The organism is Paracoccus chinensis (assembly GCF_900102885.1).
Classification (GTDB): Bacteria; Pseudomonadota; Alphaproteobacteria; order Rhodobacterales; family Rhodobacteraceae; genus Paracoccus; species Paracoccus chinensis.
In genome coordinates, this window is sequence record NZ_FNGE01000023.1 from 1 (window position 1) to 22,675 (window position 22,675).

Here is a 22,675-nt window from a genome sequence, read left to right on the forward strand (position 1 = left end):
GCAATGATCTGCCCGGCATCCAGAGGATGCTCGGCGCTCAGGAATTCCTGCCCGACCTGCAGGTCGTCGAGGTAGAGCCCTTCGGCCGCGCCATCGTCTTTCATCCTTCTTCTCCTGCCTTCCGGAACGCCATCGAGGCTCGCCAAAATAGATTATCATCGTTATCTAAGCGAATCAAGCCGGACACGGCTGCTCGACGATCCTTGCAAGGAAAGCCCATGAGCCAGACATTTGCCCCCAATGCTGCCGCGATGCGCCGACGCCCCTGGGTCGTCCTGATCTGCGCGGCAACGCTCGTCACCATCGCCATGGGCATCCGGCAGTCGTTCGGCCTCTTCCTCCGCCCGATCGAGCTGGATACCGGCATCGGCCGAGAGGCCTTCGGGCTTGCGATCGCCGTGCAGAACCTGATCTTGGGGCTGGCGCAGCCCTTCGTCGGCGCGCTGGCCGATCGGCATGGGGCGGGGCGCGTGGCCGCGGCCGGCGGGGCGATCTATGCGCTCGGACTTGTGCTCGCCGCGATGATCTCGGGCGCGGTGGGGCTCAATCTGACGCTCGGGTTCCTGGTGGGCCTCGCCATGACCGGTGTGACCTTCGTCGTCGCCATCGGCGCGGCGATGCGGGTCATGCCTCCCGAACGGCGCGGGCTGGCGGCCGGGATCGTGACCGCCGGCGGCTCGGTCGGCCAGTTCCTGCTGGTGCCAGTCGCGCAGGGTCTGATCACCGGCTTCGGCTGGCGGGAAAGCTTCCTGATCTTCGGCGCGCTGGCCGGCGCCATGGTGCTGCTCGCTATCGGCATCGCGGGGCGTCCGGCGGTGCCGCAGACCGGCGGCGCGCACACGCAGACCTTCGGCGAGGCGCTGCGCGAAGCCGCGGGCCATTCCGGCTTCTGGCTGCTGAATGCCGGGTTCTTCGTCTGCGGCTTTCACGTCGCCTTTGTCGCAACCCACCTGCCGGCCTTCCTGGGGGACCGGGGCCTCGACCCGGCGCTCGGCGCACGGGCGCTGGCGCTGGTCGGGCTGTTCAACATCCTTGGCTCCTACGTCTTCGGCATGTCGGCGGACCGCTGGCGCAAGAAGCACGTTCTGGCCGGGATCTACCTGGCCCGTGCCGTGCTCATGGTGCTGTTTCTCGCCTTTCCGGTCACGCCGCTGTCCGTCACGCTGTTCGCCTGCACGCTGGGGTTCCTGTGGCTCGGCACCGTGCCCCTGACGAGCGGGCTGGTCGGCCAGATCTTCGGCGTCCGCTACATGTCCACGCTGTTCGGGATCGTCTTCCTGTCCCATCAGCTCGGGTCGTTCTTCGGAGCCTGGGGCGCGGGATACGCCTACAACGCGACCGGGTCCTATGACCTCGCCTGGCAGATCTCGATCGCCATCGCCGTTCTTGCTGCGCTTCTGCATTGGCCGATCCGGGATGCCCCGGTCTCAAGGCTGCGCGCCGCTTGATGGGAGGGGCGCGGATGCTGTCGATACCTTTCCACCTGTTGCTGGCCATGGGCGTCTTCCTTGCCGTGGCTCTTGCGGGACTGGTGTTGTGGTATGAGTTCGGCCTTTCTGTCGCCCTGCTGAACGCCTTCCTCCTCTGCTGATTCAGCAGACGCTGACATACTCTGCGCTTGCAAGGGGCTGAATGGCAGCATTGTCCCGGATACTGTTGAAAAACTCAGACGGCGATCAGGCAGCACCGAAAATCTGGAATACTCATCTGCTGAAGGTCGCAAAACCGCAGATTTTCGGCGATCCTGCGCGCCAAACCGGAACGGTTTCCCCGTTTCTTCCCTGGCTTGAGGGGCCTGCGGAGTTTTTCGACAGAATCTCCCGCAAAGCAGTCGCCTCTTCATGGCTGATCATAGCGCAGCGCACTAGCGTTTTAGGTGGACAGGTCGAACCGTTGTCAAGGAACGATCCCTCGCGCGGGATCTGTGGCGCAGGCAGGACCGGCTGGTGCCGCCGTCCTTGTCCGATCGACAGACGGGCATCCTACTCGATGCGCCGCCCGCCGCCTCCGTCCGGGAACTCCAACGGATTAACCGGTGCTCTCGGCTCCGTCCCGCTGGGGGAGGGCACCGGCACCCCCACGAAGCAGGTCCTGCCGCCACGGCCCTCGGGTTGCCGGGTGCGAGCGGCGATCCTGGCGGTCCTCCCTTTTCCTATTGTGCAATCTGGGCCGGGGCGGCCAGCGGACCGGCCCGCGAAGCGGGCCTTCAACGACTGATTTCCCCTGGCCTGCGGCCATTCCTCGCGACGCAAATCAGCCGTTGACCGCCGGCCTCAGGACCCCGGCCCTTGTCGATCTGCACGGAAAAAGGAGAACCGCCATGTCCACCTACTACCGCGTCACCGTTCCCGTCGAAGGCCGCGACGGCAAGACCCGCTTCCGCCCGGTCGGCGTGATGTTCCCGCAACGGGACGGGGCCAAGAGCGCCTTCACCCTCAAGCTGGAGTTCCCGGTCGGCGTCACCGAGCTGGTCCTGTTCGAGCCCAAGGACGCCCCGCCTGACGATGAGGAGTGACGACAAGGGGCGGCACCAGCCGCCCCTGCCCCGTCCTGGGACGGCGCCACAGATCAGACCAGGGAAGCCCGCGCGGTTGCGCGGGCTGCGCTGATCCTCTGGCCGTTCCGGGGGATCGACGGGCGGACGCCCGCTCACCCCCGTCCGACGCCCTTTGTGTTTGGGGTCCGCCACGCATCCGCGCCCGAGCCGGTCAAGGGGCAAGCGCCGCCCGTTGGGCGTCGTCGTCCAGGCGGGCCGTGTCCTCGCCCGCGCAAGCGCGGTCTGCGGGCCGCACCACCCCGCCTTCCCGACCCCGTGACAGTCCCGGCCGCGGCCGCGGGCAGGGCTGCGCCCTCCCCGCTCTGCTTTCCGAAAGGCATGGGCCTTTCGAGACAGCATCGCAGGAAGGCTCGCCCATCGGCGGAACGGGGCAACAGACCCAACCGCCCCGTTGCGAGAGGAACGCCACAAATGGTTTTCGACCTTTACCAGCACGTCACCGACACCATCATCGCCAGCCTTGAGGCGGGCACTCCCGCGTGGCGCAAGCCTTGGACCGGAGACGCGGGTGGTACGGCCTTCCCCCGCCGCGCCAACGGCGAACCTTACCGGAGCATCAATGTCCTCATGCTGTGGCTGACCGCCGCCGAGAAGGGCTATCGCGCCGCCCAGTGGTTTACCTATCGGCAGGCGCAGGAGGCGGGCGGGCAGGTCCGCAAGGGCGAGAAATCCGCCACCGTTGTCAAGTACGGCACCGTCGAGCGTGAGGACGAGGGAGCCGAGCACACCCAGAAGGTGCCCTATCTGAAAGCCTATCGCGTGTTCAACGCCGAGCAGATCGACGGCCTGCCCGCCGAGTTCACCGCCACCCCGGCCGAGGAACCGCGCGACCTCGGCACCGCCTCCGATCCCCAGCTTGAGGCCTTCTTTGCCGCGACTGGCGCAGACATCCGCACCAGCGACGACCCGCGCGCCTATTACAACCCGGTTGCCGACTTCATCCACATGCCGCCGATTGCGACGTTCCACGACGCAGCAGGCTACTATGCCACCCTGGCGCACGAGGCGACGCACTGGACCGGCCACGGGAGCCGCCTTGATCGCCTGGGCCGCTTCACCGACCGCAAGGCGTATGCCTTCGAGGAGCTGATTGCAGAAATCGGCAACTGCATGACCTGCGCGAGCCTTGGCCTGACGCCCGACTTCAAGCAGTCCGCCGCCTATGTCGGAAGCTGGCTGCGCGCCCTGCAGAACGACAAGCGCGCCATCTTCAAGGCCGCGACCGAGGCGCAGAAGGCCGCGGACCTGCTGCTGGCGACGAACCCGGCCAGCACCATCAAGGAAAGGGCGGCCGCATGAGCGGCCCACCCACTGCCCTGCCTGTCCTGCCGCAACTGCGGCAGGACGAACCCTTGGGTCTATCTCGCGCCGGTCGTGATCGAGGGCACGGGCACCTGCATCTGCATGGACTGGCCGGGGCGCGCGGCTGGCTGGATCGCTCCGGCAACCTCAAGCCGGGGATTGCGCCATGATCTACGAGGTGCGCGACGATCCCGACGACCTGCCGATCATCTGCGCCACCGAGGCTGAAGTCCGCCGCCAGGACGGCAACGGACCGTGCGCATCTGCCAGTCCGTTCTGATCTACCAGGTAGATAGACGGCCGCGAACGCGTCATCGACAGCGCCGAATAGTCCCATGCCCTGCGTTCCACAAACTTCGTTCTGGTAGGCTGCGCTCGCGCCGGCCAAGGCCGGAGCAGACGCAGCCATGCGCCTGTGCGGCGCGCAGCCGCTTGCGCGCAAGTGAGGCCTGACTGGCCAATCCGGTCATCCCCCCTTGCCTCTTTTCGGACCCATCCGCTTCAGTCTCGCCTGCCTTGGAGGTAATGCAGAGCGTTCATGCTCTTACAAGGCCGGTGCTCGGGTGCGCCCAAGTCATAGGATGCCGCCGCACCGCAACATGCGTACTGCAGGCGCTCCTCGTGCTTCTCCGAAACTGTGGCCTCTGGGCGGCAGTCCACAGTTCCCCCACAGGAATCTTGTCTGCCTTGAGGTTATTCATGTTGCTAGGCGCTCTGCTGCATGCCACAGCTTGTCCTAACACCATCCGGCCTCCTGTCACCTGAAGGGCCATATGCACCCAAAAAGGGCGCAGGAGCGGAAAAAAGGCGGCACATACCGTGAGGGGCAGCATGAACGATCTTGGTCCCATCCACCAGCCAGTGGTTGCCGACTCACGGCTAATCACGACATTTGCCCATAATCTTGCCACCTCCCTCGACCGGCAAATGCGGAATGCCTATCGTCCGGAGGGGCGGAAAAAACTGCGCCTGTTCAGTTCCAAGGAGTTGATGGATCTGACCGGGATCTCTGCATCGAATCTCCGCCTGCGGCACAACGAGGACGCCGAGTTTCCGAAGGCCGAGACCGACAGCCGCGGCCATCGCTTCTACTCGGCTGAGACTATCGACAAGATCCGTCAGCACATGGCCAAGACGGCCAAAAACCCCCAAACCTACCGACCAGGACGCCGCGAGGGCGATGACCTGAAGGTGCTAAGCACCGTCAACTTCAAGGGTGGCAGCGGTAAGTCCACGACTGCAGCCCATCTTGCGCAGCGTTATGCACTGAGAGGCTACAGGGTGTTGGCGATCGACATGGATCCCCAGGGCAGCCTCACCACGCTCTTCGGCTACCGGCCGGAAATCGAGTTTGCCGAGAAGGGCACTATCTACGATGCACTGCGTTATGACGACGAACAGGTCCCCATTCGGGATGTCATCCTGAAGACCTACTTCCACAATCTCGACCTTGCGCCTGCGGGGCTGATGCTCTCGGAATACGAGACCAACACCGCTTATGCCCTGACGCAGAGGCTGTCGCCTCCCTTTGCACAGCGGCTGGCCATGCAGATCGACTCCGTGCAGGCCGACTATGACATCGTCATCATCGACTGCCCGCCGCAGCTTGGCTTCATCACCCTGACCGCACTTGCAGCTTCTACTGGGCTGATCGTCACCGTTGTTCCCTCCATGCTCGACATCGCCTCGATGAGCCAGTTCCTCCGTCTGGCCGGAGACCTCTTCGAGACCATCGAGCGGCATGTCGGACGGCCGGTGACTTGGGACTTCATCAAGTTCCTTCTGACCCGCTACGAGCCCTCTGACGCACCACAAACACAGATGGCCGCTTATCTGCGGTCGATCCTGCCGGGTCATGTGCTCACCGAACCGATGCTCAAGTCGACGGCTATCTCGGATGCGGGCATCACCCAGCAAACGGTCTATGAGGTCGAGCCCGGCGAGTTCGTTCGCAAGACGCTCGATCGTGCCGTGACCAGCTGCAATGCGGTGGCCGACGAGATCGAACAGCTGATCCAGGCTTCCTGGAGGCGTGCCTGATGGGACGGAAGAACCTCCTCGATCTGACGCTTGAAGCTCATGCTCCTGCTCCGGACGTGACCGGAACTTCCTCGGTTCCCGTCATGGCAAGTCTGCGTGACACCATGCGCCAGCTTGGCGAAAGCGGCATCCAGGATCTGGACCCAGCCTCCATCGAGGCCAGCGATCTTCAGGACCGCTTGCTCATCGATCAGGAGAGCATAGCAGAGCTCGCCGAGAGCATCCGCCGCCACGGCCAACAGGTCCCGGTGCTTGTCCGGCCAATCCCTGGCCAGTTCAACCGCTACAAGATCGTCTACGGTCGCCGCCGCCTGGCTGCCGTTCGCCTCCTTGGCAATGGCACCCGGGTGAAAGCGATCGTCCGCTCGCTCGACGACAAGACCGCGATCATCGCGCAAGGGCAGGAGAACTCGCTGCGCCTCGACCCCTCCTTTATCGAGAAGTCGGTCTTCATCGGGGCGATGCGGGAAGCGGGTTATGATCGCACGGTGATCCAGGAAGCGCTCGGGCTCTCCCGACAGGCCGTGAGCACTTATACCGTTGTGCTGGACGCTCTGCCCTATTCGGTCATCGAGGCGATCGGCCCTGCGCACGACGTGGGACGCCGGCCATGGACTGAACTTGCCCAGTTGGCGCGTGACGACGGCATTGACTTGAAATCGATCGTTCAAAGCTGCCGAGGTGAGCTGGATCGTTGCGAGAACAGCAATCAACGATTTGAAATAATTAGAAAAAAAGCAGTGGAGGCTAAGGGAGGGGGAAACCACTCCAATAATAGCCGTCTTGTCCACCATGGTAGCAGCACAGTCGACCTGAAGCTTGGCGACGGCCGCCGACTCGGAAAGGTCAGGACCGGGCCACATGCTGTGCAGATGCAATTGTCGCTCAAGGATCACCCGGAATTCGGCCACTGGATCGGAAGCAATGCAGAGCGGATTGTCCGTGAACTGCATGAGCGCTGGCTGGATGAAAGCGGGCAGCGGAGCTGACGCCTATGCTGTCCATCAACCGCAACAATCAGCAGAGGAGAGATCAGGAGACCGAATAGAAGAGAGCCCCCCCAAGTCATCCTGGAGAGGCCCTAGATCATCAGTTGTGGTAGACGTGATCTAGCAGCCAATCAAACGCCGCGTCAAGCACCGCCGATTCGGTGGACGATAATCTTTTGCCAGTGATGCAGCGCATCGCGGCGAAGGGACAGGCTTGGTATAGCCAATCGGTCGACCTGCACTGACCAGATATGGACAAGATGCAGACATTCCTACCCACCGCCAGGAACCGGGTCGATGGCGCATGCACGGGCAATGGCAGACTCTGGTCTGTCATTCGCGATTTGCGTGAATGCCAGCCCGCCTATGGGCTCAAAGCCCGCCATCTCGCAACCCTTGAAGCCCTCACGAGCTTTCTGAAGGGACAAGATCACCAGATGGTCTTTGCCTCCAACCGAGCGATCCTTGAGCGTCTCAACCACGTCAGCCCCCGTACCCTCCAAAGAGCGCTCAGCGACTTGGTTGCGGCCGGACTGATCCTTCGGCGCGACAGTGCCAATCGCAAGCGCTTCGTGGTTCGTCACCATGGCAGATGCGAGGCTCTGGCCTTTGGCCTCGATCTTTCTCCGATCCTCGATCAAGCTGAACATATCAAGACCCTTGCAGAGAAGTTTCGCGCAGAGAGCATCCGGTGCAAACAGCTCAAGCTTGGACTGCGCCACTTGGTGAACCGAATTGAACAGGTCTTGCCCTTCGCACCACTCCTTGCGGAACTCCGCTGCAGCCTGAGGCGCAAGCTGCGCAGCGACCATCTCGAGACCCTCTTGTCCTCGGCCAAAAGCCTTCTTCTAGACATCCCAGAGGAGCCCGGTCGAACCATCACCATCCGTGCAGGGGATGAGCCGTCAACGAAAATGACGCCCTGTGACAGCCATTCTGACGCTCACCATCATAGGTCAGAACAAGAGAAAAAAGATAAAGAGGCTCGGGAAGAGAAATCAGATCAGGCGGAGGACTCGGACGGAACAGCGCTGAATGACAAACTCCTTCTGACCAAGGTTGTGCAGGCCTGTCCGGAGATCGCCAACTACAGTATCGTCCCGCCAAGCAGCTGGCCGGAATTGCGCGATAGTGCTGATAGCATCGGAGCATGGCTTGGTGTTCCGCGACAGATCTTAGCACAGTTGCAACACAGATTTGGCAGAGACCGAACGGCCGTAGCGATCTTTTGCCTCCTGCAATCAGCCGGATCGATCCGAAAGCCAGGTGCATATCTTGCAAGTTTGGTCAGCGGTGCTCGCTCAGCTAGCTTCGATCCCATCCGATGGCTGAGTCGGCTTTCAGCACGTGCATCCCGAGAACCAACGTGGAGTCAGGCGCACTGACATGTCCGGCTCTCTGTCCTGGTACTGATGGCTGGAGCACATACGGTGCGAGGACGGGTGACAAAAGATGTCGGCGTTGGCAGGAGAGTACGGAGAACGAGAGCGATGCATCGCAGTCATTCCTGCTGTCCCGCTAAACAATGCAGGTACGACAGGTGCTCGGTGCTAGCAACTCGAACCTGCTACCATGGTAGCAGGTATGCTGAGGTTGAGGAGAGGCCTGTCCTTGCGAGGGAGGCAAGCACGAACACCATGTTCTCGTCCGTGCTGTGAACTTGCTACCATGGTAGCAGACCTGAATCCCCCTGATCTCCCAAGGCGAGGACGGGACATGCTCCTCCAAGGCAGCAGGGAGATTACTTCCTCAATGGCCGGCCTCCGCCATCAACTTGTCGAGGAACCTGGCAAAGCTGTCGCGTGCATAGTGGTTCAGCATCGAAGAAAGGATGCCGAATCCTGCTGGATCAAGCCGGGCTTCCAAGCTGGCAAGCTCGGCCGGAGCAAAGCGAAGTCGCGACTGCAGCCTATATCCAACGTTCTTGATCCTTTGCTGATGCACATCCCGAGCTTGGACCGTTTTCAGATCATCCAGAAGTTGTGGCTTCATTTTCCTGAGCGCATGCCGCAGCACAGTCGTAGGGGGCTGGTGCGCAACTGCGCCCCATCGCGCGGCACGTTCGAGCAGATCCTGCGAGACCGTGATAGAGACAATCACTTCTCTCCGCTCTCCTGTTTCTTCCGTGACGGCTTGGCGCTGCAAGGCAGGCGGACCGTCGTCTCTACCTCCCAGTGGTCTTCTACCAAAGCTTTCAAACTCGGGTGAGACGGTTGCAAGGGTTTGAGAGGTGACAGGCCGATCTTCGGGCCGTCTGGAGTCTGCAGTGTGGTACCGATCCATCTTGAAAGGAGCGTCGGATTGCTGGACGACCTCTGCCGGGCGAGGATCTCCGGCGGTTTTCGTTGGGACCAGAACAGATCGATCAGCCCCCCTTGCTTGTGCGGCTTCCAGCTTTGCCTTCGCATCTTCGGATGCCATGGAAAATGCGTTGGGCTCGCGGCTTCCCGGCTTCCCAATTGCCTCTGTAAAAGCGTGATCGCGCTTGAGGATCATCCCTGGTTTCTTGCGGGATGCCATCAGACTGCCTCCATTCTTTCGATGATCGCGTCGTCCAGCAGATCAAGGACGACGCTCATTTCCTCCAAGGCATTCGTGAGGTGTCTCTGGACAATGCTCATGCGGGTCTTGTTCCGGATAACCCCGAGCAAACCTTCGCCATCGACCTGCTTGTAGGCTTTGCGTTCCAGAACCGGTTCCTCAATGACCGGCATCGTCTCGAAGATATGCTCAAGAGCCTGTCGTTCCGTTGCGCTTGGCTCTGGCGTAATGCCATTTACGACAATTCGATACTCCGGCACATCGTCTGGATCGGCTACGCGTCCCTTCAGGCGCTCGTGCCAGATCAGGGTTTCCATGGTCTCCGTGTAGTCACCTCGCCCTGGCCGGATCGGTGCCACGATCAAGTGCGATTGCATCACCACATCGTCCAGCGCCTCGCTGGCGCCGCCAAATGTATCAATGAGGATCAAGTGATCATGGGGCACTTCGGCATAGATAGCGTCCAAGCGGGCGGTGATTTCCGCCGGATCGTAGGTGTGCATCACGTCCACTGCATCGTCCCAGTTACCGAGCTGCCTGGCAACTCTCATCCATCCATAGATGCTTTGACTGCTGTCCGTGTCGAATACTGTGACCTTCTCACCGCGTGCGACCGCAGCGCTTGCCAGTCCGCGCACCAAAGTCGACTTCCCGCAGCCTCCTTTGCGATTGATTACGGCGATCACGCGCACACCTCTGCCCATCATCCTCTCCTTTGCTGCCTCGTCACTTGGTCATGCCGCCACAGGGTGGCCTGTCAATGATTGCTCTTAGAAAGCCTGTCGATCTGTAGTCGTGCTGCAGCGACGTGCCGGTGGATTGAACATTGTCACACTGCAAGATTGTCCGACTGGCAAATTGTCACAAAGTAATCCTGTCACACTGACATGAAGTATTATGTCACATCTAAGCAGTGACTACCTGTCAACAGGAAGCAGTGTCGGTTTTGCAAGGTGAACATCTGCCAAGGTGTTGCTGTGAAGACCGGATCGTCCGGTTTGTGGTCCCGGTGATCATCTGCACCCGGAGACTGCGCGGCGGCACTGCAGACCCAGCACCATCAGCTAGGGGCGGACCGCAACCTTTCGCCTCAAGGTGATCAGAACTCCGGTCTGCCTCTGTTGCGGGGCCACTACACTTGTCCGTTTTGGTCCGATCAATGCGCCGCAGGCGACCGGACGAACTGCAGATCCTCACGAGCGTCGGGCTGCGTTGGGACATCAGGGCAATCCAATAGCACACCAAGATGCAGGCTTCGGCAGGGCACACAGAAGCGAGTTGACGAGAAGGTAATAGGACTGAAGAGTTAGTGGCAGGAACTGCTGAATGTTTACAAATGCGGATCAGGTGGCTCGTGGCCCGTCAGAAACTCACTCCTTCCGAGCGCGAGGAGGCGATCCGGCGCCTGCGGGCAGGCGGAACCGCCCAGACGGTCGCCGACGCGGTGGGGGCACCGAAAGAAACCATTGCCAAGGTCCGGCAGCATGAAGTTCGGAGCCGTGACAGCGCCACCACGGACGGCAAGCCGGTATCGGCGCGGCTGACGCCGGCCGAGATCGAGCAGTTGGAGTGGCTGAAGGCCCGTTTCGGTTACGGGTCCAACTCCGACGCGATCCGTGCCCTGGTCCGTGCAGCGTCGGGGATGCTGGAGTTCGACCCGGTGGCGGCCGAGAAGCTGGATGAAGTTCGGGGCGAGCTGCGCAAGATCGGGGTCAACGTGAACCAGATCGCTCTGGCCTCGAACCGAGGCCGGATCGATCTGGCCCGGCACGAGTGGCAAGCGGTTGACGAGCTGCGGCGCGCGTTTCCGAGGGTGGAAGGCTATCTGCGCGCAGTGGTGAACGAGCAGCGGCGGCGCGGCACGCGGCTGTTCCAGAAGTTCATCGAGGCCGGACGTGACTGATCTGGCCAACGACCTGATCGGGGAAATCCATCTTGGCCGGGGCGGCCGCGGGCGGTTTCGGAACACCAACTTCGGCAAGGCTCGGCGGAGTAGGGCGGGGGGGTCGCTGTTTTCCGCACGGGCACGCAACCTGTGGCGGGTCGGGCAGGGATCGAATGCTGCCGTCCTGAAGAAGATCAGCCGGGGCGGCACCCACACCGGCGCGCAACTGGCGGCGCAGCTCGATTATCTGTTCAGCAAGTCGGAGGCGGTGTTCGGCAATGGGGTTGAACTTGAGTGGGGTGCGCGCTCGCTCACCAACGAGCAGCGCAAGGAAATGGCGCTCGACTGGGAGGATGCATGGTCGGGTGAGCCGAAGAACGGCCACACCACCCATCTGCTGCTGTCGTTCCCGGCTGACCTGTCCGCGCAGAAGGCGCTGCGGATCACGGAGGACTGGGCCTTCGAGATGTTCCAGTCCGGCGTGCATGTTGACGACCAGTGGTCCTATGTGGCGGCGCTGCACACCGATCGGGCGCATCCCCATATCCACATCGTCCTGAACAATCGCGGACTGCATAACGACGAGTGGTTCTACATCGCCCGCGAGAACGTGTTCTGCCTGGAGATGATGAAGGAGCGTCTGGTCGGGATCGCCGCCGACATGGGCGTGGAATTGGATGCGTCCTCGCGGCTGGAGCGCGGCATCCTGACCTACGGTCCTACCCGGGCCGAGATCGAAGGCGCCAAACGCGAGAAACGGCAGGTCCACGAGCGCAAGCTGCACGGACAGGCTCTGGAAGACGGGCTGGCCGTGGTCGAGCAGAGCGCCGCCACCTTGCGGATGCTGGCCTCGATTGCCTCGCTGTCCCGCCTCAAGGACGTGGCGCTTCGCATGGAGCGCGCCGCCGCGATCCTGGAGACGGGCGGCATCCTGACCCCGAAAATCCTGGAGATTGCCAACATGGACCTTGAGAAAGCTGAGAGCCGCAAGGAGCTCGACCAAGCCTTCGCAAGCTGGCTCGACAAGGCGGAGCGCCAGATTTCGACGCTCGATCCCGCTGACCGGCGGGACATGCGCCAGGAGCTGGCCGAAGTCACGACCGAAATCATGCGCGACCTCGGGGACGCGCGCGGGGCCGAGCTGGTCATGCGCGCCCCTCGTTCCGAGCTTTACAAGACGCAAGTGCTGGACGAGGAAATCCGGCGCGGCAAACTGGCGGTGGAGTTGAGCGAGGACGAGGCCCAAGAGGTCAGGTCCGCCGTGCTCAACGCGGCCGAGGCCATCGGCATCGAGCGGGAAACGATGGCGCGCCGCCTGGAGCATCCGGCGGCGAACGCCTGGCAGGAGCGTGAATGGGTCAGGCAGGACCTTCACGCGGTCTCGAAGGCGCGGGGCTTCGATCTCGACCGCGAGGATCAGCGCCACGCCGCCGCCGACCTGGTGGACCGTTTCTATGCCACCGCCGCCAGGGCGCTCAACACCGCCCTTGAGATCGATCACAGCCACGAGAACGACCGCCTGACCCGGACACTGGAGTCGCTGGCGGCGGTCCATCGCGAACACGGCCGCGTCGCGTTCGAGCATGAGGATCACGCCGAACGCTTCGCCGCCGACCTGAAAGAGCGGTATGGGGAGAAGGTAATCGCGCAGATCGCGTCCGGCGACGACCGGGCGCTGGCGCTCGATTTCCCCGAGCCGGGGCAGCGGCGCGACATCGCAAGGGCGCTGGTTGCCGCCGCGGAAAGCCATGAGAGCCTCGGCCTGACCATGCGGGAGGCGGAACTGGCAAAGGAGCGGCTGCACGAGCGTGACGAACCCGAGCATGAGCTGCGCCGGAAGGACCACGACCTGGAGCTGTAAGGGGCAGGGCCAATGAATCGCATGAGCGTTGCCGTTCCGGCAGGCCTGATCGCCGGGGCCTTGGTCGGCCTGATGATCGGGGGCCTCTGGCTGCAATGGCAGCTCGGGGCCAACCTGAACACCGGCCACCCGTTCGTTCTGGTGACGGACTTCCCGGGCGTGCGCGCGCTGCGGCAGGACCCGTGGCGCACCGCCTACCTGATCGTCCTCGGGGCCGCGCTCGTGCTGGCCCTTGCCGGGGTTGTGTTCAGCGTCACGCACCGGCTGACCACCTACGGCAAGGCGCATTTTCAGACCAAGGGCGAGGTCAGGAGGAACGGCCTCGCGCAGCCTGTCGGGTCGGGTCTCGTGTTCGGCAAGTTCGGCAAGCCCGAAAAGAGGATCAGGGCCGGCCGCTTCGTCTGCGGCAGCTATGACCAGTTTCCGCACGCCCTGGTCGTCGCCCCGACCCGCTCGGGGAAGGGCGTGGGCTATGTCATTCCAAACACGCTGCTGTTCCCCGGCTCCTGCGTCGTCATGGACGTGAAGGGGGAAATCTTCGAGGCCACGTCCCGCCACCGCTTGGCGCAGGGTGACCGGGTGTTCCGCTTCGCGCCCTTTGACTTCGAGAACCCGACGCACCGCTACAACCCGCTGGAACGCATTGCCGCCATTGCTGACACGGACAAGCGGTTCACCGAACTCTCCAAGCTCGCCAGCTACTTCCTGACACCCAGGAACGAGAAGGGCGGGGCGTCCGACTTCATCGTGGGGGCGCGCCAGCTGTTCGTCGCGGCCGGGATGCTCGCCATCGAGCGCAAGACCCCGACCATTGGCGCGATCGCCCGCATCCTGTTCGGCAGCGGCGACAAGGAAAAGTCTTACCAGCGGTTCGCCACGGAAACGCAGCATGAGCAGTCCGCGACGATCTTCCTCAACTTCTCGGGTTATTCCGACCGGACCCTGTCGTCCTATGCTTCCGTACTGGATGGCGCCGGGCTTGGCCTGTGGCTCAACCCGCGCATCGAGAAGGTGACGAGCGCCAACGACTTTTCCTGGGACGACATTCGGAGCCTGCCGCATTCAATCTACATCGTCGCCAACTCCGACGACATTCCGACACTGGCGCCGCTGCTGCGGCTGTTGTTCGGGGAGCTGATCGCCACCATGCGCGCCCGCATCCCCGATCCGCGGCTTGAGCCCTGGCCCGTGCAGATCATCCTCGACGAGTTCGACCAGCTCGGCCACATGCCAATCATCGTGCAATCCTTGAAACAGCTTGCCGGTCATGGCGCGCGGGTTTCGATCATCACGCAGTCCATTCCGGGGCTTGAAAGCATCTACACCGAGAACGAGCGGCTTTCGATCGAGAGCGCGGCGGGGATGAAGCTCTACATCGCGCCCAACGAGAAAAAGACCACCGGCGAAGTTTCCGAGGCGCTTGGCAAGACCACCCGTCTTGCGCTCAGCGACAGCTATTCGCAGGACGGGCAGGGTATCCTGAAACGTTCGATCTCGCGGCGCAACGAGGAACGGCCGCTGTTGACGCCGGGCGAGGTTCGCAATCTTGATCCGAACAAGATCATCCTGATCCCCGAGCGGCAGAATCCCATCCTTGTGGACCGGATCGTTTACTACCAGGACGCTTATTTCAAACCGATCTTCGACGCGCAGAAAGGGCCGCTGCCCTATCCCGATGCAATGCGGGCCGAACTGGACGAAATGAGGGCTAGGCTCACCGCGCTCCAAGAGGCGCGTGTGGCCTACCCTCCAGCTGAGGACGCGTCCAAGACGAAGAAAGGCAGGAAAGGCAAGACACAGGAACAGCAGCCGGAGCCGAAGCTGGCGCGCGAGGTCGCCGAGGCCAAGGTGGAGAAGGCTGCGGCCGAAGAAGCAGCGCGTCAAGGTGCCGTCGAGACCCCGGCCGACGCGGGCGCGGTTCCGGCAGCGGATGCCGAACCCCGCAAGAAGCCGACGCTCGCGCGTGAAGTTGCGGAAGAACTGCGGGGTGAGAACGACACCCGCAGCGACGAGGACGTAAAGGACGCCATCAGGAAAAAGGCGCAAGCCAGGATGGACGAGTTTGACGCCCGACTGTTCGGCAAGAGGAAAGCGGCCTAGCCGCTTTCCCCATCGAGCGCAGGAAAGTAGGTTTCCAGAATCCCGCGCTCGTCCCCGATCCGGCCCGTCTGCACGATCACGTCGATGGACTCGCGCACGTAGCCCCGGATTTCCGTGAGCGTCAGCGGCATCCCGGCCCGCATCACCAGAAAGGCCAGCCGGTTGACCGCCTTGCGCGCGGTCGTGGCATGGAGGGTTGTAAAGCTGCCCTCATGGCCAGTGTTGATCGCCTCCAGGAAGGTGACGGCCTCCACCCCGCGCAACTCGCCCAGGATGATCCGATCGGGGCGCAGGCGCAGGGTCATTTCCAGGAGCTTGTCGGCCGAGCGCACCGAGGCCTCCGCCCGTTCGGCAATCAGGCTCACCACGTTTTCCTGCGCAGGCAGCAGCTCGGCCGAGTCCTCGATCAGCACCAGCCGGTGCCATTCCTCAACCATCCAGAGCAGGCGGCGGGCCAGCTCGGTCTTGCCCGAGGACGTGCCCCCCGAGATCACGATGTTCATGCGGGCCTGGATGCAGGCGCGCAGGAACTCGTCGGGATCGGCGCCGTGCATCGCCATGTCGCGGACCCTACGCAGCAGCTCCAGCCGCTCGGCTTCCAGCGACACCTTCTGGTCGCGCAGGAAGCGGAAGTGCTTGGGCGCCTCGCCCGTCGGCCTGCGGCGGAACACCCGGAAGGTGATCGTCGTGCCCCCGGCCGAGGCCGGAGGGATGATGGCCTGGCAGCGCAGAGTGGCGCCGGCATAGTCCACGGTGGTCGAGATCGCAGGCAGGGCGTCGATCAGCGTGAGGCGCTGCTTGTTGGCGATGAGCCCGGCCAGATCCTTGACCTCGACCGGCGCAAGCGTCACGTCCGCCAGCGACATGGCGCTGTCGCCCGCGCGCTCGACCCATACCCGGCCGTCGCCGTTGATCGCCACCTCGATCGTGCTGTCGGCCTCGATCAGCGGGCGCAGGACATGGAGCCTGCTTTCCAGGTGCCCGAGCGCCATCAGAGCATTTCCAGATCGGCGTTGACCATGACCATGACCACGGCCCCCTGATCGACGCTGATCGTCGTTGGAATGTCGATGTAGTCCTTCATGATCGAGCCGACTGTGTCGCTGGCGTTGGTGCCGATGTTCTCGGCCGTGTCCTGAGCAACCTCGTCGTCGCTGTCCTTTTCCACTGCTGCGGCCAGGACAGCGGGCGCGGCCCCGATGATCGACACCGCCGCAGCGGCCGAGAAGCGGGCGAGGGTGTGGGTGTTTACGCGCCCCGTCACGCCCGAGCGGCCGATCCGATCCGTGCCATAGGCCGCGAGTTCGACCGACTGGCCGTCCGGCGTCACCACCCGGTCCCAGGCCACCATGATCCGCCGCTGGCCCTTGTCGATGGACGAGCTGTAGCGGCCGAACAGGCGCGAGCCTCGGGGAATGAGGACATTCGCCATGTCCATCGACCACACGTCATAGCTGACCGTGGCCGACACGTTGCCTTCGAGCTGGCTGGAAATGGCGTTCGTCAGCGTGGCCTCGATCAGCGTGCCCTGGAGCACCGTGCGCGAGGGTTCCCCGATGACCTTGGCCTGCACGGCTTCGGTCCGGCCCGCACGGCGGAAGCGTTCGGCGGCATCGAGTTGTTCATCCGAGCCGCTGTCGCCCTCGGCACCACCACCGCCATCGCTTCCGAAGCGAATGACCTTGGCGGACCGGGTACGCGCTTCCAGCAAAGCTTGCTCCTGCGCCCGCTGTGCTTCGAGTTCGGCCCGGCGCTGTTCGAGCGCCGCGAGGCGCTGCGCTTCCATGTCAGCCTCCATCTGCGCCTGTCCGGCCATCTGTGCGGCCGTTTCCAGTTCCGTCTGGAGACGCATATTGTTGCGGGTCAGCTCATCGAGTGCCTGATCCTTGCCCGCCATGTCGTCGCGCAACTGCTGCATTTCCGCTCGCAGCGCGTCGAGTTGCGCGGTATCGACCGAAGGGTTAGCGCGGGCGGCGGCAAGCTCGGCCTGGGCTTTCTGGAGATCGGCCCTGGCCTTTTCCAGAGCCGCCCTTGCCGCGTCCGCGTCGGTCTTCGCCTGCGGGTCCGTCACCGTCTGGACTTCGGTGCGCGTCACCACGGTCGCCGGCGTGGTGACAGGCAGGGGCTCGTTTTCAGTGACAGTGAAGCCCGCAAGGCCGGAGTCATCCTGAAACTCGCTGACTTCGGAGGTCTGCATGGGCGGGGGCGAGGTCCGTTCAGCCGGCTGCACCGTTGCCACATAGGCCCCGCCGGCCAGGCCCGTGGCGAGCATCCCTGCCGGCAGCGCCATGCGCCGCCACCAGGGCGTGCCCGCGACCGGCTTCTGCATCCGCGCCAGCCGCGCCAGGAGCTGATCCTCGTCGGCCATCAGCGCGTCCTCCGCTTCGCGCCCGCCTTTGTGCCCTCGATGCAGACATGTTCATCGCCATAGCGGAGCACCCACCGTTCCGAACGCGCGCCCACGGTGATGATCGTACCGTTCACGCTGCTGTTGACGCTGGTTTCCCGTCCCTTGGCATCGGCCCGGAAGATCGAGGGGATCGGTGCACCAGGCGGGATCTGGAACAGCGTTTTCTTGCCATCGTCAGAAATCCCCACCGGCGCGAACTCGGCCGCCCCTTTGCGGTTGAGGACACGGTAGGTCATGGGAACCTCGGCCGGGATCGCAGCTGCGGCCGCAGCCGCCCGCGCGCGCGACCCGCCGCCACCCGGCACCGTGAACTTCACCGACCAGTTAGGTGTGACCTTCGACGACTCCACGACATTGAGAAAGTAGAAGCGCCGATTGGTTTCGACCGTCATGTTGGTGCTGGCGCCGGGCACGAAGGACATGATGGAAAAGGCGTTCGACGCGCCGACCTTATCCGCCTCAAAGGCTTCGCTGTCGCCCACGGAGATCGTCTGGATCGTCTCGCCGTCACCCAGCTCGACCAGGGTGACGTTCCGCACCCGCGTATGGATGGTATAGACCTGCCCCTCCTGAAATGTGGCATAGGTCACGCGGCTGTCGTTGCCGCCCGCACGCGGGCGGGCTTCCGCAAGGGCGGCGGCGGGCAGGGTGAGCGCAATAAGCGCCATGAGCGTGGTGGAACGGATCATTTCTGGCCCTCCATGTTCTGGGCTTCAAGGCTTTCGGCGGTCACGCGGTAATCGGTGACGGTGAAGCCGAAGGGGTTTTCCCACACGAGCTGCACCGCGCTCGCGGTTGTCGGCTGAAACTCATAGGTGATCGTGGCGTAGAACTTGCCGATCCGGTCCGGCTCGCCTGCCTTCTTGAGCCGCTTGGTGAAGCGCACCTGCGCCGTTCTGGGCGCAACCGGGGTGATCGAGAGAACGTCCACGATCACCTTGCCGCTCGCGCCATAGATCGTGGGCGGATAGTTGGGGTTTGCCTTGTCCCATTGCGCCTTCAGCGCCGCCTGCATCCGGGGCGAGGACATCCGATAGGCTTGCAGGAGGCGGGCCTCGTTGTCGGCCGCGTCATAGGTTTCGCGGTTCTTGACGTAGTTGTAGAGCAGCGATTGCTCGACCGCCGCGCCATGCTCGATCCCGGCCGCCTCGACGCGCACGGCGCGCTCGGCCAGGCCGGTGTCCTTGTCCACGATGGTCACGAACGCCTGCGTTTCCTTGAGCGGCAGGGTCATGCCCGCCACCGCCACGCCGCCGAGGCCAAGCAGCACGCCGCCGATAGCGACCGCCCAAGCCATCCGCTCGCGGCGGCGGACGCCGAAGATCAGCTCGTTTTCCAGAATCGTCCTGCTGTCAGACCCGCGGTCCGCCATCGCATCCTCCAAAGTTCCGAAGGTCAGGCGCGCTAGGGGCGCTTGCCCTGCATGATCTCGATGCCCTGCATCTTCCTGCGCCACTCGGCGCCCTTTTCCGCCCATTCGCGGTCACGGGCGCGGGCGGCGAGGGCAGGCGACTTGCCGGTGAGAGCGCCAGAAAGCGCAGCCTCTCCGCGCGCCTTGGCTCCTTCACCAAACCGGCCGGCTACCCATCCGACCGGCCTTGCCGGAAGGGTTGCGGTCTTTCCGACCACGCGCAGCGCCTCGGGGGCGAAGTTGGCAAGGTTGAAGCTGCCGGTGATGTGCGCGGCGGCGGTCGGGATCGCCAGGAGCGCGAAGATGCCGACGAAGGCCACGCACAGGAAGCCAATAGCCATCGAGAAGTTTTCGAGGCTATCCTGTTCCGTGAACTGGGCAGCGGCCATCGACACCACGGCGCCGATCACCGCCGCGGCCGCGATGGGATACATCAGATAGCCTACGAAGGCGGTCAGCCACGCCTCGAACAGCGTCTTGGTGCGCTCGAAGATGGTGGCGATCATGGCGAGCGGCGCCACCCCGAGCAGGAAGGCAATCATGATCTTCGAGAAGGCGACGATCAGGATATAGGCTGCCATCAGGATCGACAGAATCATCATTAGAAGCGCCGCGACGACCCCTCGCGTGATCGAGCTGAACGAGCGGGCGGCGCCGTCCGCCACGTCGGACATCTGCACCGCAAACTGGTCCATCGCCGCTGCAGGGTTTGGGGTGTCGCCGTTGAAGAAGCTCAACGCGAGGCTGCCCGCGCCTGTGGACAGCGCGTCATAGATCACGCCGAAGTTCGCCCATGAGCGGGCGAAGATGAACACCAGCACGATGCGAGAGACGAGCTGCCAGGCATCTCGCATGGACATGCGGTTCACGCCAAGCGCCATCGTGACCCCGATCAGCACAACGAGCAGCGTGGTCATGATCGTCAGCGTCGGATCAAGTGCTTCAGCCGTGGAGGTGAAATACCTCTCGCCCACGTCCAGCACGGCCTCATCGAGATCCTGGAGGATATCTTCGATCAGGGCCATCAGTAATCCCCACACATCGCGTCAACGATCTTCTTCTGTCGATCGTATTCGTCATAAAGGTCGTTTGTGTGTTTAGGCAGAAGGACCGTTACCCCGAGCTTTTCCTTCAGCCGGTCCTCGAATAGCGCGACGGTCGCGTGCGGAATGACCTTTCCTGCGCAGGTACAGTCCTTTGTTGCAATGACATTGGTAGTCGAAAGATACCCTGAAATATCTCGGTAAGCCCTGTTCCCCCGGCTACCAGGTGAATGCAGGTTCTGCTGCATTTCTGGTGTCTTTTCGCAGGACCGATACGGCTGGTTCTCGGCCGCGCTCGGCACCCGTTCGATGCCGGACACGTCCACATCGGGGCCAAGATCGAGCTTGAGAAACTCCTCTTCCGCCTGCCGTTCGGCCTTGCTCATCGCCGCCTGCATTTCCAGCAGTTCCTTGAGTTCGGCGTCACCGCCGTCGATGGGGTCCGCTGCGGCGCCTTGCGCCGCCGGAGCAGGGGCGGATGGCAGCGAGCGGGGCACCGTGCCGCCCTGCGGCGGAAGCACCTGCGCCATCGCCAGCGTGCCCACCGCCAGGATCACCAGTCCACCCGCGAGAACCGTCCGCTTCATGGTCATTCCTCCAGTTTCATCCGCAGGTATTTTTCCTCATCGGCGGCGGTCGCGGCGTCCATGACGCCCATGTTGCCCTGACCCACCGTCTGGATCGCTTCCATCGACCAGACATTGGCGATCGCAATGCCAAGCTCGGCCGTGACCCGCGTGTTGAGGTCGATCGCTTCCTTCAGGCCCGCCGTGTCGGGGATCTTCTGCACGAGGCCATCGAGCCGGGTCAGGCTGTCCTTGGCGGCCTCCGACGAGCTTTCCGCCGCCACGCTCATGAAGGCGTTCACGTTGGCCGACTGGCCGATCCGCGAGGCTCCCTGATCCTCGCTGCGGGCTAGCGTGTCCACGCGGTCCCGCGACAGGCCCGACTTCTCGAAGGTGCGATCCACGTGGCCGGTGACGGTGCCGCCGCCCCGGAAGGCATCGCCCGAGGCCAGCACCCGGGTCCAATCCCCCGACCGTGCCGCCTCGACCGAGGTGGTCAGGTCCGCAAAATCGGGCAGAATGTCCTTCAGGAAGCTGTCGGGATCGACGCCGAGGTCCGCCAGCGTCAGGCCATTGCGCAGCGCGTCGATCTGGTTCTGCAGGAGCAGGATCTGGTCCAGCAGTTGCTTGGTCTGCTCATCGAGCTTCACGTTCTGCGCGATCTGCTCCTTGAGCTGCAGCTTTGCCTCGACAAGCTGATCGGCCAGCTTCGCTAGGCTGGTCACGTCGATGGTGGGCACACCCTGGCCGCCGGCTGGAACCGCGAGGACGCAGGCAAGCGCGCCGGTTGCCAGGATTCTCGTTGTCAGTTTCATCCGTCCAACCTCACTCGCAGGTAATCCTCATCCCGCGCATAGGCTTCGAGAAGCAGCGCCGTGCGCGCCGCTTCCACCTTGCGCTGCACCGCTTGCAGCCGGGCCAGGATCACCGCCATGCGCGCCACTTCGGCCCGCGTGTAGCTGTTCAGGTCCATCGCGGTCTTGACCGAGCCGGTGGTCTCGACCTGCACCAGGCTGTCCTTCAGCCGGGTCATGGAGCCGTGCATGGTGTTCATGCTGACGGCCGCGTAGCCGATCGCCGCGTCCGACAGGTTCGAGGCTTCGGCAATCACCATGTCGCGCGGATCGAGCGTGCCGACTGCCTCCGCGTTGCCGTCCATCCGGGTCGCGTAGCGGTTGTAGTAGCCCGTGATCTTCACGACATAGTTCTGCGTTTCCTTGTAAGGCGGGATGCCGTTGTATTTCTGCACGGCGCCCGGTCCCGCGTTGTAGGCAGCAAGCGCCAGCGGCATGGAGCCGAACATCCCCAGGCCCTTGAGCAGATAGCGGGCGCCGCCGTCGAGCTGCACCCGCGGGTCCTGGCGGCGCCCGTCGTCGGGGATGCCAAGCTCGGTAAAGGTGCCGGGCATGATCTGCGTCAGCCCGAAGGCGCCGACATGGCTGCGCGCGCCGATGGAGAAGTTCGACTCCTGCTTGACGAGCGCCTGGAGCCAGCAGCGGAACTCGACCGCGTTGATGCCCGCCCGCGCCAGCGCGGGGTGGCCCGCGTGCTTCTGCGCCGTCTCCGCGATCATCTGTTCGATCGTGACGGGCGCATCGCCCATGATCCGCCCGGCATAGGGGTTGTTGTCCTCAATGGCGTAGATTTCCGCAGCACCCGTGAAGGCCCCTCCAGCGCCCGAGACGCCCGCGCCTTCGAGATCGGGCACGAAGCGAGAGGTCTCTGTGAGCAGGTCAAGCGTCTGCTGTGCAGCTGCCAGTTGATCGGTGCGGGCCTTGATCTGACGGAGCCGTTCCTCGTTCTTGGCCTGCGCTTCCTTGGTCTTGGCGGCTTCTTCGCGCAGCCCGAGGACTTCAAGCGCGATGCGCTTGAAGTCGCCAACCGGCACGCCTTGCCCGGCGACCCCGGCCGGGATCGCCGCCGCGCCGATCAGCGCCAGCACCAGAACGGATTTGCGGCCCCGCACCACC

21 protein-coding genes are annotated in these 22,675 nt (G+C 63.6%); 11 read left to right on the top strand and 10 right to left on the bottom strand.

The genetic code is table 11. From position 1 onward, the window contains the following. Positions 1-218 precede the first annotated feature (218 nt). From BLQ03_RS15470 to repC, 8 genes are all read left to right on the top strand, one after another. Positions 219-1,448, top strand: coding sequence for an MFS transporter (locus BLQ03_RS15470; RefSeq protein ID WP_217629781.1), 1,230 nt, complete (start codon positions 219-221; stop codon positions 1,446-1,448). Positions 1,449-1,462: 14 nt separating this feature from the next. Then, positions 1,463-1,591 (top strand): hypothetical protein, encoded by a 129-nt coding sequence (locus BLQ03_RS19060; RefSeq protein WP_281201016.1) that lies wholly within the window; start codon positions 1,463-1,465, stop codon positions 1,589-1,591. Positions 1,592-2,320: 729 nt separating this feature from the next. Beyond that, complete coding sequence (locus tag BLQ03_RS15475) at positions 2,321-2,515, top strand: hypothetical protein (RefSeq protein WP_090757227.1); 195 nt, start codon at positions 2,321-2,323, stop codon at positions 2,513-2,515. 453 nt (positions 2,516-2,968) lie between these two features. Further along, positions 2,969-3,856: an ArdC family protein gene (locus tag BLQ03_RS15480; RefSeq protein WP_090757228.1), complete on the top strand. Its 888-nt coding sequence runs from the start codon at positions 2,969-2,971 to the stop codon at positions 3,854-3,856. Beyond that, positions 3,853-4,029 (top strand): hypothetical protein, encoded by a 177-nt coding sequence (locus tag BLQ03_RS18430; protein WP_175558908.1) that lies wholly within the window; start codon positions 3,853-3,855, stop codon positions 4,027-4,029. Before BLQ03_RS15480 ends, BLQ03_RS18430 begins: the two co-directional genes overlap by 4 nt. A 661-nt stretch (positions 4,030-4,690) precedes the next feature. Continuing rightward, positions 4,691-5,899: a plasmid partitioning protein RepA gene (repA, locus tag BLQ03_RS15485; protein ID WP_090757229.1), complete on the top strand. Its 1,209-nt coding sequence runs from the start codon at positions 4,691-4,693 to the stop codon at positions 5,897-5,899. Beyond that, positions 5,899-6,888, top strand: coding sequence for a plasmid partitioning protein RepB (gene repB / locus BLQ03_RS15490; RefSeq protein ID WP_090757230.1), 990 nt, complete (start codon positions 5,899-5,901; stop codon positions 6,886-6,888). The genes repA and repB overlap by 1 nt, the downstream gene beginning before the upstream one ends. A 260-nt stretch (positions 6,889-7,148) precedes the next feature. Next, positions 7,149-8,273 carry a plasmid replication protein RepC gene (gene repC / locus BLQ03_RS19220; RefSeq protein WP_425415745.1) on the top strand — a complete coding sequence of 375 codons (1,125 nt, stop codon included), beginning with the start codon at positions 7,149-7,151 and terminating at the stop codon, positions 8,271-8,273. A 364-nt stretch (positions 8,274-8,637) separates the two neighbouring features. On the opposite strand, the gene BLQ03_RS18065 is transcribed toward repC, so the two are convergent. Then, a complete protein-coding gene (locus BLQ03_RS18065; protein ID WP_139166774.1) occupies positions 8,638-9,408 on the bottom strand; it encodes a hypothetical protein in 771 nt (256 codons plus the stop codon). After that, positions 9,408-10,136: a nucleotide-binding protein gene (locus tag BLQ03_RS15505; protein ID WP_090757233.1), complete on the bottom strand. Its 729-nt coding sequence runs from the start codon at positions 10,134-10,136 to the stop codon at positions 9,408-9,410. The genes BLQ03_RS18065 and BLQ03_RS15505 overlap by 1 nt, the downstream gene beginning before the upstream one ends. Positions 10,137-10,765: 629 nt before the next feature. Here BLQ03_RS15505 and BLQ03_RS15510 point away from each other — a divergent pair. Genes BLQ03_RS15510 through BLQ03_RS15520 form a run of 3 tightly spaced genes read left to right on the top strand, consistent with a single transcriptional unit; the run spans position 10,766 to position 15,275 of the window. Then, positions 10,766-11,332: a DNA mobilization endonuclease VirD1/MobC family subunit gene (locus BLQ03_RS15510; RefSeq protein WP_090757234.1), complete on the top strand. Its 567-nt coding sequence runs from the start codon at positions 10,766-10,768 to the stop codon at positions 11,330-11,332. Then, a complete protein-coding gene (locus BLQ03_RS15515; RefSeq protein WP_090757235.1) occupies positions 11,325-13,175 on the top strand; it encodes a relaxase/mobilization nuclease domain-containing protein in 1,851 nt (616 codons plus the stop codon). The genes BLQ03_RS15510 and BLQ03_RS15515 overlap by 8 nt, the downstream gene beginning before the upstream one ends. A gap of 21 nt (positions 13,176-13,196) precedes the next feature. Further along, positions 13,197-15,275 carry a type IV secretory system conjugative DNA transfer family protein gene (locus tag BLQ03_RS15520; protein ID WP_175558910.1) on the top strand — a complete coding sequence of 693 codons (2,079 nt, stop codon included), beginning with the start codon at positions 13,197-13,199 and terminating at the stop codon, positions 15,273-15,275. Here BLQ03_RS15520 and BLQ03_RS15525 read toward each other — a convergent pair. The 8 genes from BLQ03_RS15525 to BLQ03_RS15560 are packed head-to-tail and all read right to left on the bottom strand — an operon-like array spanning position 15,272 to position 22,671. Beyond that, the gene (locus tag BLQ03_RS15525; RefSeq protein WP_090757237.1) at positions 15,272-16,267 is read right to left on the bottom strand and encodes an ATPase, T2SS/T4P/T4SS family; all 996 of its coding nucleotides are present in this window, start codon (positions 16,265-16,267) and stop codon (positions 15,272-15,274) included. The genes BLQ03_RS15520 and BLQ03_RS15525 overlap by 4 nt on opposite strands. Continuing rightward, positions 16,267-17,643 (bottom strand): TraB/TrbI/VirB10 family type IV secretion system protein, encoded by a 1,377-nt coding sequence (locus BLQ03_RS15530; RefSeq protein ID WP_090757238.1) that lies wholly within the window; start codon positions 17,641-17,643, stop codon positions 16,267-16,269. Before BLQ03_RS15530 ends, BLQ03_RS15525 begins: the two co-directional genes overlap by 1 nt. Beyond that, a complete protein-coding gene (locus BLQ03_RS15535; RefSeq protein ID WP_090757239.1) occupies positions 17,643-18,374 on the bottom strand; it encodes a TrbG/VirB9 family P-type conjugative transfer protein in 732 nt (243 codons plus the stop codon). The genes BLQ03_RS15530 and BLQ03_RS15535 overlap by 1 nt, the downstream gene beginning before the upstream one ends. Then, the gene (locus BLQ03_RS15540; protein ID WP_175558911.1) at positions 18,371-19,057 is read right to left on the bottom strand and encodes a VirB8 family type IV secretion system protein; all 687 of its coding nucleotides are present in this window, start codon (positions 19,055-19,057) and stop codon (positions 18,371-18,373) included. The genes BLQ03_RS15535 and BLQ03_RS15540 overlap by 4 nt, the downstream gene beginning before the upstream one ends. Positions 19,058-19,089: 32 nt before the next feature. Further along, on the bottom strand, positions 19,090-20,121 hold the full coding sequence (locus tag BLQ03_RS15545; protein WP_090757241.1) for a TrbL/VirB6 family protein: 1,032 nt from the start codon (positions 20,119-20,121) through the stop codon (positions 19,090-19,092). Further along, the gene (locus BLQ03_RS15550) at positions 20,121-20,726 is read right to left on the bottom strand and encodes a hypothetical protein (protein ID WP_090757242.1); all 606 of its coding nucleotides are present in this window, start codon (positions 20,724-20,726) and stop codon (positions 20,121-20,123) included. Before BLQ03_RS15550 ends, BLQ03_RS15545 begins: the two co-directional genes overlap by 1 nt. 2 nt (positions 20,727-20,728) lie before the next feature. Further along, positions 20,729-21,520, bottom strand: a complete 792-nt coding sequence (locus BLQ03_RS15555; RefSeq protein ID WP_090757243.1) for a type IV secretion system protein — start codon at positions 21,518-21,520, stop codon at positions 20,729-20,731. Continuing rightward, positions 21,517-22,671 (bottom strand): lytic transglycosylase domain-containing protein, encoded by a 1,155-nt coding sequence (locus BLQ03_RS15560; protein WP_090757244.1) that lies wholly within the window; start codon positions 22,669-22,671, stop codon positions 21,517-21,519. The genes BLQ03_RS15555 and BLQ03_RS15560 overlap by 4 nt, the downstream gene beginning before the upstream one ends. Positions 22,672-22,675 lie beyond the last annotated feature (4 nt).

What these genes read in the sequence shown, in the direction of transcription:
- BLQ03_RS15470 (WP_217629781.1), top strand. Translation starts at nt 219, where the DNA reads ATGAGCCAGACATTTGCCCCCAATGCTGCCGCGATGCGCCGACGCCCC.
- BLQ03_RS19060 (WP_281201016.1), top strand. Translation starts at nt 1,463, where the DNA reads ATGCTGTCGATACCTTTCCACCTGTTGCTGGCCATGGGCGTCTTCCTT.
- BLQ03_RS15475 (WP_090757227.1), top strand. Translation starts at nt 2,321, where the DNA reads ATGTCCACCTACTACCGCGTCACCGTTCCCGTCGAAGGCCGCGACGGC.
- BLQ03_RS15480 (WP_090757228.1), top strand. Translation starts at nt 2,969, where the DNA reads ATGGTTTTCGACCTTTACCAGCACGTCACCGACACCATCATCGCCAGC.
- BLQ03_RS18430 (WP_175558908.1), top strand. Translation starts at nt 3,853, where the DNA reads ATGAGCGGCCCACCCACTGCCCTGCCTGTCCTGCCGCAACTGCGGCAG.
- repA (WP_090757229.1), top strand. Translation starts at nt 4,691, where the DNA reads ATGAACGATCTTGGTCCCATCCACCAGCCAGTGGTTGCCGACTCACGG.
- repB (WP_090757230.1), top strand. Translation starts at nt 5,899, where the DNA reads ATGGGACGGAAGAACCTCCTCGATCTGACGCTTGAAGCTCATGCTCCT.
- repC (WP_425415745.1), top strand. Translation starts at nt 7,149, where the DNA reads ATGCAGACATTCCTACCCACCGCCAGGAACCGGGTCGATGGCGCATGC.
- BLQ03_RS18065 (WP_139166774.1), bottom strand. Translation starts at nt 9,408, where the DNA reads ATGGCATCCCGCAAGAAACCAGGGATGATCCTCAAGCGCGATCACGCT.
- BLQ03_RS15505 (WP_090757233.1), bottom strand. Translation starts at nt 10,136, where the DNA reads ATGATGGGCAGAGGTGTGCGCGTGATCGCCGTAATCAATCGCAAAGGA.
- BLQ03_RS15510 (WP_090757234.1), top strand. Translation starts at nt 10,766, where the DNA reads ATGCGGATCAGGTGGCTCGTGGCCCGTCAGAAACTCACTCCTTCCGAG.
- BLQ03_RS15520 (WP_175558910.1), top strand. Translation starts at nt 13,197, where the DNA reads ATGAGCGTTGCCGTTCCGGCAGGCCTGATCGCCGGGGCCTTGGTCGGC.
- BLQ03_RS15525 (WP_090757237.1), bottom strand. Translation starts at nt 16,267, where the DNA reads ATGGCGCTCGGGCACCTGGAAAGCAGGCTCCATGTCCTGCGCCCGCTG.
- BLQ03_RS15530 (WP_090757238.1), bottom strand. Translation starts at nt 17,643, where the DNA reads ATGGCCGACGAGGATCAGCTCCTGGCGCGGCTGGCGCGGATGCAGAAG.
- BLQ03_RS15535 (WP_090757239.1), bottom strand. Translation starts at nt 18,374, where the DNA reads ATGATCCGTTCCACCACGCTCATGGCGCTTATTGCGCTCACCCTGCCC.
- BLQ03_RS15540 (WP_175558911.1), bottom strand. Translation starts at nt 19,057, where the DNA reads ATGGCGGACCGCGGGTCTGACAGCAGGACGATTCTGGAAAACGAGCTG.
- BLQ03_RS15545 (WP_090757241.1), bottom strand. Translation starts at nt 20,121, where the DNA reads ATGGCCCTGATCGAAGATATCCTCCAGGATCTCGATGAGGCCGTGCTG.
- BLQ03_RS15550 (WP_090757242.1), bottom strand. Translation starts at nt 20,726, where the DNA reads ATGAAGCGGACGGTTCTCGCGGGTGGACTGGTGATCCTGGCGGTGGGC.
- BLQ03_RS15555 (WP_090757243.1), bottom strand. Translation starts at nt 21,520, where the DNA reads ATGAAACTGACAACGAGAATCCTGGCAACCGGCGCGCTTGCCTGCGTC.